This window comes from Martelella sp. FLE1502 (genome assembly GCF_053484255.1).
Genome location: NZ_JBAKFQ010000035.1, coordinates 26,451 through 40,095, shown reverse-complemented (window position 1 = coordinate 40,095; position 13,645 = coordinate 26,451). Strand labels below are relative to the sequence as shown.

Sequence of the window (13,645 nt, the reverse complement as noted above, 5' to 3'; positions counted from 1 at the left end):
GGAACTACTTCAAATCAACAGCATGCGTTGCAGACTAATCGCCCGATGCTCTAGCCGCCCAAGCTGCCGGCGAAATCGATCAGCAGCAATTTCAGCTCGCTCTCATCCACCATTTCGGCGGCCTCTTCGGGGCTTGCCCATTTTCGCACGCGTTCATCGCGCTCCGGAAACCGGGCCTTCGCCTTGCGCACCCGCAGCGGAAAGATCTCGACGATGCAGGTGACGGATGTGCCATCGTCGAGACGTTTGAGATACCGGAAATTGCCGACCGGCTTGTCGGAAACCTTGCCCTTGATGCCGGCTTCCTCGAAAGCCTCCTGCTCCGCCACTTCGTGCGGCGCCTTGTTGGCCATCGGCCAGCCCTTCGGCGTCACCCAGCGGCCGGTGTCGCGGCTGGTGATCAGCAGAACCTCGATGGTCTTCTTTTTCTTGGTTTTGGCCAGCCGGTAGCACAGCGCAGCATATTGCTGGCGGGCTTCATCGATTTCATCTGCCAAGTTTTCACTTGATGGCATGACGTTCCTTCCGGCGAATCGGGACCAATACGATCGGGATCGTGTGCTTTAACACACGATTGCAGACCGTTTCTGACGGATGCGTGAAGCTTTTGTGAATTTTGATTGCACACGCGCGCAATAAAGAGAATCGTCCTCCGCGTGACTTCTGTCAAGTCCGATACTGCTCTCCGGAACTTTAGCGCCGCCGCCGCCGTTGACATGTCGAAATGCCGGATCGGCCAATATTGAGAGGACACATCATGCTTGAATGGATTCTGATACTGTTGATCATCGCGGCTGTCGCCAGCCTGCTGGGTTTTCGCGGTGTTGCGGGCCTTTCCGCAGGCATCGCCCGGATTCTGATCTTCATCGTACTCGTGGTCATTCTGATCTCGCTAATCACCGGCGTGTTGATCATCGCCTGACCGAGTGTCACAGCACGGCCTTGTCCCAATAGGGGGACGGGCCGTAGAGCCCGGCCATGAAGTCGATGAACAGCCGCACCTTCGCCGGCAGGAAATTCCGGGAGGCGTAGACCGCGAAAAGCCCGACATTGTCCGGGCTTTTATACTCCGGCAGTACATGGACGAGTTCGCCCGCCGCCAGTTCAGGCCCGATATCCCAGGTCGACCTCAGCGCGATACCCATGCCGGCGAGCACCGCCTCGCGGATAACCTCGCTGGAATTCGTCACCAGCCGCCCGACCGGGCGGAACGACACCGGCCCCTCCGGACCTTCAAGACGCCAGTATTCGCCATTATGCGCCGGCAGGCAGACATGATCTTCGAGCGCTTCCAGGCTGGAAGGCGCGCCGAAGCGCTCGACATACTGGCGCGAGGCGCAGAGCACGCGGCGAACAGGGGCGAGCTTGCGGGCAACCAGCGTGGAATCCGAAAGCTCGCCGATCCGCACCGCAAGGTCAAAGCCGTCCGCGACGATATCGACGAAGGCATCGCTGAGAATGAGCTCGATTTCCAGCCCCTCATGGGCATTCATGAAGGTCGCCAGATGCGGCGCGATGTGCATCCGCCCGAATGAGGTCGGTGCCGAAATCCTGAGCCGGCCCCGAACTGCCGACGTATGACCTTCGACGAAGGCCTCGGCCTCCTCGATGCCTGCCAGCACGGGCAGCAGGCGCTCGTAGAAGCCGCGTCCGGTCTCCGTCAGGGTGACCATCCGCGTCGTGCGTTGCAGCAGGCGCACGCCGAGTTGCTCTTCGAGGCGGCGGATCGACTTCGACACCACGGCCGGCGAGAGCCTCAGCGCCCTGCCCGCATCGCTCATGCTGCCGGTCGCGGCCACCTCCGCGAACACTTCCAGATCCTGCAGATTTTTCATAATCACCGCGATTGTTGCCGTTGTGGAACAAGTATTAGCATTTGTCTCGCAGTCAGGCCAATGTTAGAGAATGAGTTGCAGCCGTGATGCTGCGATTACCCCGTTTTGCGCGGCGTCCGGAAGCCAAGCCCGGACGCGATCTGGAGGTCCGCTTTGACAGGCACAATCGCGTTTCGCGAACCCGATGCCGGCATTCTGGCGCGGCGCGAGACCATCATCGAGGAATTGAAGGCGCTTCTGCCTGAAAACGCGCTGGTGCACGAGGCGCGTGAACTGGTGCCGTTCGAGACCGATGCCTTTCTGGCCTATCATCGCATTCCGCTGGCCGTCTGCCTGCCGGAGACGACCGAGGATGTCGCCAGGGTACTGCGTTACTGCCATGAAAATGCAATTCCCGTGGTGCCGCGCGGGGCCGGAACCTCGCTTGCCGGCGGGGCGATCGGCCAGGAAGACGCGATCATTCTTGGCCTTTCGCGGATGAACCGAATCCTTGATATCGACCTACCGAACAGGGCAGCGGTCGTGCAGGCCGGCGTCACCAATATAGCGATCTCGGAGGCCGTCGCGCCGGAAGGCTTTTTCTACGCGCCGGACCCGAGCTCCCAGCTCGCCTGCACGATCGGCGGCAATATCGGCATGAATTCCGGCGGCGCGCATTGCCTGAAATACGGCGTCACCACCAACAACCTGCTCGGCGTCAAAATCGTGCTGGTCGACGGCACGGTCATCGACCTTGGCGGCAAGATGCTGGATTCGGGCAGCCTCGATCTTTTGGCTCTGGTATGCGGCTCGGAGGGCCAGCTCGGCATCATTACCGAGGCGACCGTCCGGCTGCTGGCAAAGCCGGAGGGCGCGAGGCCGGTCCTGTTCGGCTTCCCCTCCTCCGAAAGCGCCGGCGCCTGCGTGACCGACATCATCGCCGCCGGCATCATTCCGGTCGCAATCGAATTCATGGACAAGCCGGCGATCGAAATCTGCGAGGCTTTTGCCCATGCCGGCTATCCGCTCGATGCCGCCGCCCTGCTGATCATCGAGGTCGAGGGTTCCGAGGAAGAAATGGAGGCGATGCTTGCCCGCATCGTGGCGATCGCCGAGACCCATGGCGTCATGGCCGTGCGCCGCAGCCAGTCGGCCACCGAGGCGGCGCTGATCTGGAAGGGGCGCAAATCCGCCTTCGGCGCGACCGGGCGGATCGCCGACTATATCTGCATGGACGGCACCGTGCCGCTCAGCCAGCTTTCCTACGTGCTGCAGAAGACCAGCGAGATCACCGACCGCTACGGCCTGCGCGTCGCCAACGTGTTTCACGCCGGCGACGGCAACATGCACCCGTTGATCCTCTACAACATCAACGATCCGGAGGACGCTCAGCGCGCCGAGGAGGCAGGCGCCGAAATCCTGAAGCTATGCGTGGAGGCCGGCGGTTGCCTCACCGGCGAACACGGCGTCGGCATCGAGAAGCGCGACCTGATGCGCCACCAGTATGGCGACGTGGACCTGCGCCAGCAGATGGCCGTGCGCGCCGCCTTCGATCCCGAATGGTCGCTGAACCCCTCAAAGGTGTTCCCGCTGGAGGGACGCGATGACTGAGCTTCTGACGCCCGAAACCGAGGCCGAAGCGGCCGCGATCATCGACCGCCATTACGACAGCGGCGCGCCCCTCCGGCTGTGCGGCGGCGATACCCGCTCCGGCTTCGGCAATCCTGTCGAAGCGGACGTGACGCTGAGTTCCCGCGCGCTCTCCGGCATCGTTGCCTATGAACCCTCCGAAATGGTGATGACCGCGAAGGCCGGCACGCCGGTTGTCGAAATCGAGGCGGCGCTCGCCGAAAATGGCCAGTTCCTGGCCTTCGAGCCGATGGATCATCGCGGCATGATGGGCACTGAGGGCGCGCCCACGATCGGCGGCGTGTTCGCGGCCAATGTCTCGGGCCCGCGCCGGTTCGCGCTGGCAGGCGCTGCCCGCGATCATCTTCTCGGCGCCCGCTTCATCAATGGTCGCGGCGAGGCGATCCGCGCCGGCGGGCGGGTAATGAAGAACGTCACCGGCCTCGATCTCGCGCGGCTGATCGCCGGCTCGCACGGCACGCTCGGCTTCCTGACCGAGGTGACCTTCAAGGTTCTCCCCGCCCCCAAATCTGCCGCCACCCTGATTGTCTCGGACCTCACCGAGGAGGACGCGGTGAAGCTGATGGCCGCGGCGATGGCGCTGCCGCTTGAAGTCTCGGGCGCGAGCCACCTGCCCTATAGCGTGCGCAGCGCTTTCCTGAACGACGGTATCACGGGCGACAGCGCCACCTGCCTGCGGCTGGAAGGCCTGCCGGAATCGGTGTCGGCCCGCCTCGACAAGCTTGCCGCCTATGCCGAGCCCTTCGGTCCCCTCACCCGGCTCGGCCACGACGATACGCAAACGCTGTGGCGCGAAATCCGCGATGTCGCGCCCTATCAGGACCGCTCGCTCCGCCCGCTCTGGCGCGTCAGCGTCACGCCGTCTGCGGCGGCGGCGCTGGTCGGCGCGATGCGGCTGGAGGCGGCCGTCGACGCCTTCTATGACTGGCAGGGCGGCCTCGTGTGGATGCGGATGGATGGCGCGCCGGAAGCGGATATTCTGCGCGCGCTGCTGAAGAAGCACGGCGGCGGACATGCCACGCTGATGCGCGCCGACCCGCAAGCACGCGCGCTGACGCCCGCCTTCGAGCCGCAGCCGGCGGCCATCGCGGCGCTTGAGGCCCGCATCCGCGCTAAACTCGACCCGAAGGGCATTTTCAATCCCGGCAAGATGGCAAGACAGGAGATGGCAGCATGAGCGACCCGCAATATGACGCGCCCAAGCGCTTCGGCGACGGCTGGATGGACCCGACCAAAAACAACGTCATTCTCATCTACATTCTTTATCTTGTCGGCTGCGCGATTTTCGTCGCCGGCGTGATCGGCCTGATTGCGGCCTATCTGAACCGCGACAAGGCGGAAGACTGGCTGAAGACGCACTACACCTGGGCGATCCGCACTTTCTGGATCGCGCTGCTGTTTTCGGCGATTTCGTTTGTACTGACCTTTGTGCTGATCGGCGTGCTCGGTTTTGTGGCCACCGGCATCTGGGTGATCGTGCGCGTGGTCGTCGGTCTGCAGAAGGTGAACCGCAACGAGCCGATCGCGAACCCGCAAAGCTGGCTTGTCTGATCCATGCATACAAGTTTCTCAGCCGAACAGCTTGCCGACCCGAAGGTCGCCGAAGCCGAATCGATCCTGCGCAAATGCGTGCATTGCGGCTTCTGCACTGCGACCTGTCCGACCTATGTGACGCTCGGCAACGAGCTCGACAGTCCGCGCGGGCGGATCTACCTGATCAAGGACATGCTGGAGAATGACCGGCCGGCGGACAAGGAAACCGTCACCCATATCGACCGCTGTCTCTCATGCCTATCCTGCGTGACCACCTGTCCCTCGGGCGTCGATTACATGCATCTGGTCGATCATGCGCGGGTGCATATTGAAAAGACCTACAAGCGACCGCCGCTCAACCGGTTCACCCGCGTGGTGCTGGCAGCCGTGCTGCCCTATCCGGGACGTTTCCGGGCGGCGTTGCACCTCGCCCGTTTTGGTCGCCCCTTCGCCGGGCTTTTCTCCGGGCGCGAAGCGCTGAAGCCGTTCGAGGCGATGCTGAAGCTCGCCCCCAAGCGATTGCCGCGTCCCTCCGCGATCTCCGAACCCGCCTCGCACAAGCCCGAGAGCGAAAAACGCGGCCGCGTGGCGCTTTTGACGGGCTGTGCCCAGTCCGTGCTCGATCCCACCATCAACGAGGCGACCGTCCGGCTGCTGACCAGGCTCGGCATCGAGGTGGTTGTGCCGAAGGGTGAAGGCTGTTGCGGCGCGCTGGTTCACCATATGGGCCGCGAGGAGCAGGCGCTTTCCGAGGCCCGGCGCAATGTCGATGTCTGGACGCGCGAGCTCAAGGCCGGCGGGCTGGACGCCGTCATCATCACCGCATCGGGCTGCGGCACCACGATCAAGGATTACGGCCATATGCTGGCGCAGGATCCGGCCTATGCCGAAAAGGCCGCCCGCGTTTCGGCGCTGGCGAAGGACATCACCGAATATCTGTCGACGCTCGGCCTCGACGACCAGCCGCGGAAGGGCGTCACCGTCGCCTATCATTCGGCCTGTTCCATGCAGCACGGCCAGCAGATCAAGGCCGCGCCCAAACTGCTGCTGGAGGCAGCGGGCTTTGCCGTCAGCGAACCGGCCGAAGGGCATCTGTGCTGCGGTTCGGCCGGCACCTACAACATCATGCAGCCGGAAATCTCTGCAAAGCTGAAGGCCCGCAAGGTGAAGAACATCGAGGCGCTGAAGCCGGATATCATCGCGACCGGCAATATCGGCTGCATCACCCAGATTGCCAGCGGCACCAAGACACCAATCCTGCACACCGTCGAACTGCTCGACTGGGCCTATGGCGGGCCGAAGCCGGCGAAGCTCGCCGGCTGATCCTTAGCGTTCAAAGCCTCAAAGCCGCGCCAGCCGCTCCGTCAAAAGCGCGAAGAAGCCGTCGGCATCGGCCTTTCCGATGACCAGCGCATTGGGCTTGCGGTCGGTAACGCGCCACCAGTCGATGACGGTCGCGCCCAAGGTCAGCGGCGACTGCGTCTCGATCTCGACATTGCAGTGCCGTCCGGAGAAAAGCTCCGGGCGGATGAGATAGGCGGTCACCGCCGGGTCATGCAGCGGCCCGCCATCGGAGCCGTATTTCTCGACATCGAAGCGCTCGTAAAACCGCAACATCTCCGCCATCGCCTTCGCGGCCGGACGCCCGATCGCTTCGATCCGGTCGACGCGCTCCTTCAGGCAGAGCAGCTGATGGGTGACGTCGAGCGGCATCATCACGATCGGAATGCCCGAGCGGAACACGATATCGGCGGCTTCCGGGTCGACATAGATGTTGAATTCGGCGGAGGGCGTGATGTTGCCGCCCTCGAAATAGCCGCCGCCCATCATCACGATTTCCTGGACCCGGTCCACGATATCCGGCGCCTTCTCAAACGCCGTCGCGACATTGGTGAGCGCGCCGAGCGTGCAGAGCGTAACCGTCTTTTCAGGCTCGGTGCGCAGCGTCTCGATGATGAAATCGACAGCGTGCTGCTTCTGGAGCAGCATTGTCGGCTCGGCAAGCTCCGTGCCATCGAGCCCGGTCGAGCCGTGCACATGTTCCGCCGTGACCAGCGGACGACGCATCGGCTTGTCGCAGCCGGCGAAGACCCTGACATCCGGACGCCCGGAAAGCTCGCAGACGATGCGGGCATTGCGCTCGGTTCTGGCGAGCGGCACATTGCCGGCCACCGCCGTGATGCCGAGCACCTCGATCTCCTCGGTGCTGGCCAGCGCCAGCATGATGGCAGCCGCGTCGTCCTGGCCGGGGTCGGTATCGATTATGATTTTCCGTGGGCTCATTATATAAATCCGAATTGAACAGGCAGGCGCTGTGAATGGACACTCGTTCGCTGATTGTCAAGGCGAACCGCGCTTGGCAAACTGCAAGGCAAAAGACGGAAACGACCATGCCCAGAATTGACCTCAGATTCGACCCGCGGCTCATCGACCGACAGGACAGCCTGAAAGGCGCATCCGGCTACCCGCCCTTCGATGTCGCCTGGTTTCCCGGCGGCGCGGAACCCGGCTTTCTGCGCCTGACGCTCGCCGTTGCCGGCTTTGCCGCGAGCGAGCTCGATGTGGTGATCGAGGGCTCGGTGTTGATCGTCAGCGGCAAGGCGGAGGAACGCGACGAGGGCGAATACCTGTTTCGCGGCATCGCCGGCCGCCAGTTCCGCCGCCAGTTCGCGCTTGCCGATGGCATGGAGGTGATCCGCGCAAGCCTGGAGCGCGGATTATTGTCGATCGACCTCGCGCAACATCCTCAGGAGGTACGAAAAATTAAGATTTCCGTTTCACAATAGGCTTGGAAAAACAACGGGCTTCCGACCTTTCCGGACGGTTTGCCTGAATGTCTCAGGTCTTTTGCAGGAAATCGCTTCATGAAAATCCCGGGCGCGGAACAATCCCTCGAAAGTCTCGCAGAATTCGGCACGGGGCATCTCGGCTATTTCCGCGAATTCGAGCGGACCGAGGCGCTGCGCCATTTCCCGGACGCGGCCAACCTCAAGACCGCGGACAAGCTCTGGGCCCTTTTCAGCGCGGATGGCGCGCTGCTGCTTCTGACCGAAAACCGGACCAGCGTGTTCTTCAAGGCGATGGAAGACGACCTGAAGACGGTCACGCTGCACTGAAGCGACCCGCATTCAACCTTCGGGCTTTTCTCAACGCCGTATGAACGTCAGATAGGCGCTGCTGCGCCCTTCCCGCTTCGCCTTGTCCTCATAGCGCGTTCCCGGCCAGTTGTCGTAGGGCGTCAGCCAGTCGGCAGCCCCGCGCGCCTGCCACGCGAAGCCGCCATGCCTTCGGCAATGCAGCAGCGTCCAGTTGATGTAGCTGTCGATATCCGATGCAAAGCAGAACATCGCGCCCGGCTTCAGCACCCGATGGAACCGCTCGAGGTTCGGCTGCGAGACGAAGCGGCGCTTCCAGTGTTTCTTCTTCGGCCACGGGTCCGGGTAAAGCAGGTCGATCTGGTCGATCGAGGCATCCGGCAGCCAGTCCAGAATATCGACGGCGTCGTCGTCATAGAGCCTGAGATTGCCGGGCGTGCGTTCCTCCACCCGCCCCAGCAGCTTGGCCATGGAATTGACGAAGGGCTCGACGCCGATGAAGCCGGTCTTCGGGTTTTCCTCGACGCGGTGGAACAGATGCTCGCCGCCGCCGAAGCCGATCTCAAGCCGCACCCGTTCCACCGGCGACGCGAAGGCCGCGCGGAGATCGGCGGGTGCCTGCGTGCCGGGATCGATGGCGAGCGTCGGCAACAGTTCGGCGAGGTTGCGCGCCTGTCGGTCGCGCAGCGGCTTGCCCTTGCGGCGGCCGAAAAACGCCCGCCCCCTTGAATTCTGATTGTCTTCGGTCACCTTCCGCAATCAGCCTTTCAAAGCCAGTTTCAGCGGCTTTACAAGATCAAGCCGCTCCCAGGAGAACGAGCCGTCACGCCCGGCCTTGCGGCCGAAATGGCCGTAAGCGGAGGTCTTGGCGTAGATCGGCCTGTTGAGATCGAGATGGCGGCGAATGCCGGAGGGCGACAGGTCCATCACGGCGCGGATCGCCTTTTCGACCTCTTCCTCGGTCACCTTGCCGGTTCCGTGCAGATCGACATAGACGGCCAGCGGCTGGGCGACTCCGATCGCGTAGGCAAGCTGGATGGTGCATTTTTCGGCAAGGTTGGCCGCGACCACATTCTTCGCCAGATAGCGCGCGGCATAGGCCGCAGAGCGGTCGACCTTGGTGGTGTCCTTGCCCGAAAACGCGCCGCCGCCATGGGGCGCGGCACCGCCATAGGTATCAACGATGATCTTGCGGCCGGTCAGCCCGGCATCTCCGTCCGGTCCGCCAATGACGAATTTGCCGGTCGGGTTGATGTACCAGACGCAATCATCGGCGATCGGCAGCTCGCCGAGCGCTTCGCGGATATAGGGCTCGACCACGCTGCGAACCTTGTGGGAATCCCAGCTTTCGTCGAAATGCTGGGTCGACAGCACTATCGAGGTCACGGCCGCCGGCTTGCCGTCCTTGTAATGGACTGTCACCTGGCTCTTGGCGTCGGGCCCGAGTTTTGCCACCTCGCCCTCGCCGCCCTTGCGCGCTTCCGACAGGGTCTGGAGGATACGGTGGGCGTAGTAGATCGGCGCCGGCATCAATTCCGGAGTTTCGCGGCATGCGAAGCCGAACATGATGCCCTGGTCGCCGGCGCCCTCGTCGCCCTGCCGGTCGGCGGCGCTGTCGACGCCCTGGGCGATGTGGGCGGACTGGGCGTGCAGCAACACATCGATGCGCGCGGTCTTCCAGTGGAAGCCGTCCTGCTCGTAGCCGATATTGCGGATGGCGCGGCGCGCGGCAGACTTGAACCGCGAGGGATTGACGATCTCCTTGCCGTTTTTGTCCAGCTTCATCAGGCTCGGCGGCAGGCGGACCTCGCCGGCGATCACGACGCGGTTCGTGGTGGCCAGCGTTTCGCAGGCGACGCGCACCGACCAGGGATCGACGCCGGTCTTCACGGCCTCGCGATAGACGAGGTCGACAATTTCATCGGAAATTCTGTCGCAGACCTTGTCCGGATGGCCTTCTGAAACGGATTCGGAAGTGAAAAGATAGTTGGCGCGCATCGGGATTCCCCACATAGAAATTGGCCCGATTTTGATAAACGCTTCGCGTGGCTATGACAAGCGCACAACGATATCAGTATATCTTTATGTCCTCAAAGCCAGGTGAATTTTGACGCATGTCTTGACCCGAGGAGAGCAGAGCGCTCTCCCCCACAATGCGTCAAAATCAGCCCGTTACCTCATTCCGCTTCAGCCGCCAGCGACTTGACCAGATCCACCAGCCGGCGCCGAACCTTGGCGTCGTTGATCTTCACAAAGGCCCGGTTCAGCTGAAGCCCTTCCGAAGACGAGAGGAAATCGACCACATAGCTCGAGCTCGAAGCCTCCGCCATTCCCGCAGCGCCAACGCCCTGTTCGCCAGGTGCGTCCTCGAAAAAGAATGAGACTGGAACATTGAGGATGGTCGAAATGTTCTGTAGTCGGCTGGCGCCAACGCGATTGGTGCCCTTTTCGTATTTCTGAATCTGCTGAAAGGTGATGCCAAGGCTCTCGCCGAGTTTCTCCTGGCTCATTCCTAGCATTGTCCGGCGCAACCTGATCCGACTCCCGACGTGCACGTCAATGGGGTTCGGCTTCTTCTTGTTTTCTGTCATTTTTCGTCCTGTTTTTTTAACCTGACATAAGGGCCCAGTCACTGTGCCGGAGAGTTATGCAACCCGTCGATTTAGCGACTAAAAAGCCATAGTTGAGTGCCAAGTGCGGTCACTATGCAATTTTGGAGTAAAGCGGTCAATTCTGCGCGAAATATAAAACCATGAGATGAGTAAAGATTTGCTAATTCAGCAAATAGTGTGGCAATTTAAGGACACGGGAGACGGCGCATATCTCTCAATTTCCTAACGTAAGCTGACCCTACCATCGAGTACGCCACGCCGGTCAAATGGCAGCCGGTCGACGATGCGGCCGTATGGGTCAACGATCGCCGTAACGCCGTTTTCGCCAACGCGTATCAACGGCTTGCCGGCCTCGACCGCCCGTAATCTCGCCTGGGCGAAGTGCTGGAAGGGCCCGGGCGTTCGCCCGAACCAGGCATCATAGGTAACGTTTACCAGCGCTGACGCACCTGCCGCCTGCCCCTCCACAAGCCGCGGAAACACCGCCTCATAGCAGATGAGCGGATAGAGCGCGGCGCCATTCGGGAGCAGCAGCATCTGGCGGTTATCAACAGGAACATAGCTGCCCGGCAAGGTCGTAAGCGCCTCGAGCCCGATCGCGCGGAAGAAATCCTCGAACGGCAGATACTCGCCGAAGGGCACGAGATGGGTCTTGCCGGAAACGGAAACGGTTCTCCCGGCATCATCCAGCACATAGACGGCGTTGTAGAATTCAGGCCAGCCATCGGGTTTGCGCCCGGCAAAACTTGCCGCGCCAAATACAAGCGTCTGCCCCGGCTTGAGCATCTCGCCGATCGCGGTGCGGGCATCGGGCCGCGCTTCGATCGTGAAGGGAAGAACGCTTTCCGGCCAGATGATGACATCGGGGCTTTCGCCGGCATATCCGGCAGGATCGGACGAAAGCTCCAGCAGCGTGGCAAACACCCGCTCGCGCCCTTCTTCGGTGCTCCAGTCATCCGCTTCGAAAGCCGGCTGAACCAGCCGAAGCCCCACCTCGCGCCCGTCGGCGGGTTGCACGGTTGCGAGCCGGTACCAGCCATAGCCGATATCGACGGCCACGAAAACGACGGCCAGCGCCAGTCCGATACGCCGGCCAGATCGCGCGGCCAAAAGCACGGGGCTTGCGAAGACATAGACGGCGAAACCGCCCATCACATAGAGCCCGGTCAACCGAATCGCCTGCATGAACAGCGGCGTCGGCATGGCGGTATAGGCGATCGCGTTCCAGGGAAAACCTGTGGCAAGATGCCCGCGCAGCCACTCTGCCACGACCATCGCCGCGCCGAGCGCGATCAGCCGCACCGGCCCGGGCCGCCAGAAAGAGGCCGCCAGTGCCCCCGCCAGTCCGTAAAACAGCGCAAGCCCGGCCGGAAAGCCGAAAACGGCGAGCGGCAGCGCCCAATACGCGCCATCCTTCCAGATCGCGACGCCCAGCCACCACAGGCCAAAAACGAAATAGCCAAAACCGAACCACCAGCCGACCGCAAAGCCGGCCCTGAGGCGCGGCCTCAGCGCCTTGCCCGCAAGCGCGCCGTCCATGACCATCACCAGTAGCGGCAGGGCGATGAACATCACGGGCGTCAGCCCGAAAGGCGCCAGCGCAAAGGTGGCGACCGCGCCGGCGGCAAACAGCACCCACCGCCGCGGCCAGCCCGAAAGGTCTGCGAGATAGGCTGAAAGCCGTTGCAAAGAAGCAGTCCTTCCGCTCGGTCAGCGCCGCCTATCGCTCGTCATGCGTTTCGCTGTCGGTGTCCTCGTCATAGGACACGTCATGCTCCTCATGCCGGGACTGATCGCGCCCCTCGTCCTGGCTGCCCGCGCGGGCAACGGAACGGCGGCGCGCCGGGCCGCGCTTGCGCAAGATCCTGACGCGGCGGATGCGGCGCGGATCGGCATCGAGAATATGAACCTCGAAGCCCGAAAGCTGGATCACCTCGCCGCGCGCAGGGATGCGACCGATGGTCGAGAAGATCAGCCCGCCCAGCGTATCAACGTCCTCGGCGTGTTCGCCGATCTCGAAATCGGGACCGATCGCCTCGGCGATATCCTCCAGCTCGACGCGCGCATCGGCCAGGTAGACGTCGTCGGAAACGCGGGTGAACATCGCTTCCTCGGAATCATGCTCGTCATCGATCTCGCCGATCACCATCTCGACGATATCCTCATGCGACACCAGGCCGTCGGTCCCGCCATACTCGTCGATCACCAGCGCCATCTGAGTGCGGCCCGCCTGCATGCGCTGCAACAGGTCGGAGGCGAGCATGGAGGGCGGCACGAACAGCACCGGCCGGATCAGCCCGGCTTCGACAATGGTCTTGTCGAGATTGACCTTGCCGAGGTCGAACGCGTTCTGGGCCGGCTTGGTCTGCCGCTCCGTCGGCTTGACCTCGTTTGCCTTGAGTGTCCCGTTCTTGGCGGCCTCGCGGGCGTTTGCCGGACGACCGCGCCTTCGTCCGCGCGCCTGTTTCGAAAGATGGGCAAGCAGATCGCGGATATGCACCATGCCGCGCGGGTCATCCAGCGTTTCGCAGAACACCGGCATGCGCGAATGACCGCAATTTTCGAACACCAGCAGCAACTCGCCGATGGTCATCGACTGATCGACGGCATCGATATCGGCGCGCGGTACCATCACATCCTCGACCCGCACCTCGCGGAAGGACAGGATGTTGTTGAGCATCGCGCGCTCTTCGGGCGAGAAGTCGTTGTCGCTGGAATTGTCGGGGGAAAGCGCATCCTCAAGATCTTCTCGCAGGCGCGATGTGCCGTGCCCGTTGCGCTTGAAGTACAGGAGAAGGCCCTTGAGGGGCGAGGCTGACGATTTCTGAGTATTTCTGTCCGTCTCCGGACTGTTAGGCTCGTCGAGCTCGGATCCGTCGTCGGAATCCTGACCGCTGTCACCGAGCGGTACTATCTGTTGCTGGTTCATCGTTCCTTAGGC

15 protein-coding genes are annotated in these 13,645 nt (G+C 62.6%); 7 read left to right on the top strand and 8 right to left on the bottom strand.

Features of this window, described 5'->3' with window-relative positions; translation table 11 throughout:
- Nucleotides 1-50 precede the first annotated feature (50 nt).
- Nucleotides 51-497: an NUDIX hydrolase gene (locus V6767_RS21070; RefSeq protein ID WP_448475254.1), complete on the bottom strand. Its 447-nt coding sequence runs from the start codon at nucleotides 495-497 to the stop codon at nucleotides 51-53.
- Between the two features lie 260 nt (nucleotides 498-757).
- Between V6767_RS21070 and V6767_RS21065 the strand changes: the two genes are divergently transcribed.
- A complete protein-coding gene (locus V6767_RS21065) occupies nucleotides 758-922 on the top strand; it encodes a DUF1328 family protein (RefSeq protein ID WP_018065521.1) in 165 nt (54 codons plus the stop codon).
- Nucleotides 923-929: 7 nt separating this feature from the next.
- Here V6767_RS21065 and V6767_RS21060 read toward each other — a convergent pair whose 3' ends face one another.
- Nucleotides 930-1,835, bottom strand: a complete 906-nt coding sequence (locus V6767_RS21060; RefSeq protein WP_448475253.1) for a LysR family transcriptional regulator — start codon at nucleotides 1,833-1,835, stop codon at nucleotides 930-932.
- A gap of 153 nt (nucleotides 1,836-1,988) precedes the next feature.
- Here V6767_RS21060 and V6767_RS21055 point away from each other — a divergent pair, with 153 nt between their 5' ends.
- Genes V6767_RS21055 through glcF form a run of 4 tightly spaced genes read left to right on the top strand, consistent with a single transcriptional unit; the run spans nucleotide 1,989 to nucleotide 6,320 of the window.
- Nucleotides 1,989-3,425: an FAD-linked oxidase C-terminal domain-containing protein gene (locus V6767_RS21055; protein ID WP_448475252.1), complete on the top strand. Its 1,437-nt coding sequence runs from the start codon at nucleotides 1,989-1,991 to the stop codon at nucleotides 3,423-3,425.
- Nucleotides 3,418-4,641, top strand: coding sequence for a glycolate oxidase subunit GlcE (gene glcE, locus V6767_RS21050; protein WP_448475251.1), 1,224 nt, complete (start codon nucleotides 3,418-3,420; stop codon nucleotides 4,639-4,641). The genes V6767_RS21055 and glcE overlap by 8 nt, the downstream gene beginning before the upstream one ends.
- On the top strand, nucleotides 4,638-5,015 hold the full coding sequence (locus tag V6767_RS21045) for a DUF4870 family protein (RefSeq protein ID WP_448475250.1): 378 nt from the start codon (nucleotides 4,638-4,640) through the stop codon (nucleotides 5,013-5,015). Before glcE ends, V6767_RS21045 begins: the two co-directional genes overlap by 4 nt.
- 3 nt (nucleotides 5,016-5,018) lie before the next feature.
- On the top strand, nucleotides 5,019-6,320 hold the full coding sequence (gene glcF / locus V6767_RS21040) for a glycolate oxidase subunit GlcF (protein WP_448475249.1): 1,302 nt from the start codon (nucleotides 5,019-5,021) through the stop codon (nucleotides 6,318-6,320).
- Between the two features lie 18 nt (nucleotides 6,321-6,338).
- Here glcF and V6767_RS21035 read toward each other — a convergent pair whose 3' ends face one another.
- A complete protein-coding gene (locus tag V6767_RS21035; protein WP_448475256.1) occupies nucleotides 6,339-7,283 on the bottom strand; it encodes a nucleoside hydrolase in 945 nt (314 codons plus the stop codon).
- A 104-nt stretch (nucleotides 7,284-7,387) separates the two neighbouring features.
- On the opposite strand from V6767_RS21035, the gene V6767_RS21030 reads away from it, so the two are divergent.
- Complete coding sequence (locus V6767_RS21030; RefSeq protein WP_448464491.1) at nucleotides 7,388-7,783, top strand: Hsp20 family protein; 396 nt, start codon at nucleotides 7,388-7,390, stop codon at nucleotides 7,781-7,783.
- Between the two features lie 78 nt (nucleotides 7,784-7,861).
- Nucleotides 7,862-8,113, top strand: a complete 252-nt coding sequence (locus V6767_RS21025; protein WP_230720645.1) for a BQ00720 family protein — start codon at nucleotides 7,862-7,864, stop codon at nucleotides 8,111-8,113.
- A 30-nt stretch (nucleotides 8,114-8,143) separates the two neighbouring features.
- On the opposite strand, the gene trmB is transcribed toward V6767_RS21025, so the two are convergent.
- The 5 genes from trmB to V6767_RS21000 form a co-directional block, all read right to left on the bottom strand.
- On the bottom strand, nucleotides 8,144-8,842 hold the full coding sequence (gene trmB, locus V6767_RS21020) for a tRNA (guanine(46)-N(7))-methyltransferase TrmB (protein WP_448475248.1): 699 nt from the start codon (nucleotides 8,840-8,842) through the stop codon (nucleotides 8,144-8,146).
- Between the two features lie 9 nt (nucleotides 8,843-8,851).
- Nucleotides 8,852-10,090 (bottom strand): methionine adenosyltransferase, encoded by a 1,239-nt coding sequence (gene metK / locus V6767_RS21015; protein WP_448475247.1) that lies wholly within the window; start codon nucleotides 10,088-10,090, stop codon nucleotides 8,852-8,854.
- A 179-nt stretch (nucleotides 10,091-10,269) separates the two neighbouring features.
- On the bottom strand, nucleotides 10,270-10,683 hold the full coding sequence (locus V6767_RS21010) for a helix-turn-helix domain-containing protein (protein WP_230720642.1): 414 nt from the start codon (nucleotides 10,681-10,683) through the stop codon (nucleotides 10,270-10,272).
- Nucleotides 10,684-10,926: 243 nt separating this feature from the next.
- A complete protein-coding gene (gene lnt, locus V6767_RS21005) occupies nucleotides 10,927-12,393 on the bottom strand; it encodes an apolipoprotein N-acyltransferase (RefSeq protein ID WP_448475246.1) in 1,467 nt (488 codons plus the stop codon).
- Nucleotides 12,394-12,424: 31 nt separating this feature from the next.
- The gene (locus V6767_RS21000) at nucleotides 12,425-13,633 is read right to left on the bottom strand and encodes a hemolysin family protein (protein WP_448475245.1); all 1,209 of its coding nucleotides are present in this window, start codon (nucleotides 13,631-13,633) and stop codon (nucleotides 12,425-12,427) included.
- Nucleotides 13,634-13,645 lie beyond the last annotated feature (12 nt).

Bases quoted from the DNA above. Each gene is read 5' to 3' on its own strand.
- metK (WP_448475247.1), bottom strand. From the start codon at position 10,090: ATGCGCGCCAACTATCTTTTCACTTCCGAATCCGTTTCAGAAGGCCAT.
- V6767_RS21030 (WP_448464491.1), top strand. From the start codon at position 7,388: ATGCCCAGAATTGACCTCAGATTCGACCCGCGGCTCATCGACCGACAG.
- V6767_RS21000 (WP_448475245.1), bottom strand. From the start codon at position 13,633: ATGAACCAGCAACAGATAGTACCGCTCGGTGACAGCGGTCAGGATTCC.
- V6767_RS21060 (WP_448475253.1), bottom strand. From the start codon at position 1,835: ATGAAAAATCTGCAGGATCTGGAAGTGTTCGCGGAGGTGGCCGCGACC.
- glcF (WP_448475249.1), top strand. From the start codon at position 5,019: ATGCATACAAGTTTCTCAGCCGAACAGCTTGCCGACCCGAAGGTCGCC.
- V6767_RS21065 (WP_018065521.1), top strand. From the start codon at position 758: ATGCTTGAATGGATTCTGATACTGTTGATCATCGCGGCTGTCGCCAGC.
- V6767_RS21045 (WP_448475250.1), top strand. From the start codon at position 4,638: ATGAGCGACCCGCAATATGACGCGCCCAAGCGCTTCGGCGACGGCTGG.
- V6767_RS21025 (WP_230720645.1), top strand. From the start codon at position 7,862: ATGAAAATCCCGGGCGCGGAACAATCCCTCGAAAGTCTCGCAGAATTC.
- V6767_RS21010 (WP_230720642.1), bottom strand. From the start codon at position 10,683: ATGACAGAAAACAAGAAGAAGCCGAACCCCATTGACGTGCACGTCGGG.
- glcE (WP_448475251.1), top strand. From the start codon at position 3,418: ATGACTGAGCTTCTGACGCCCGAAACCGAGGCCGAAGCGGCCGCGATC.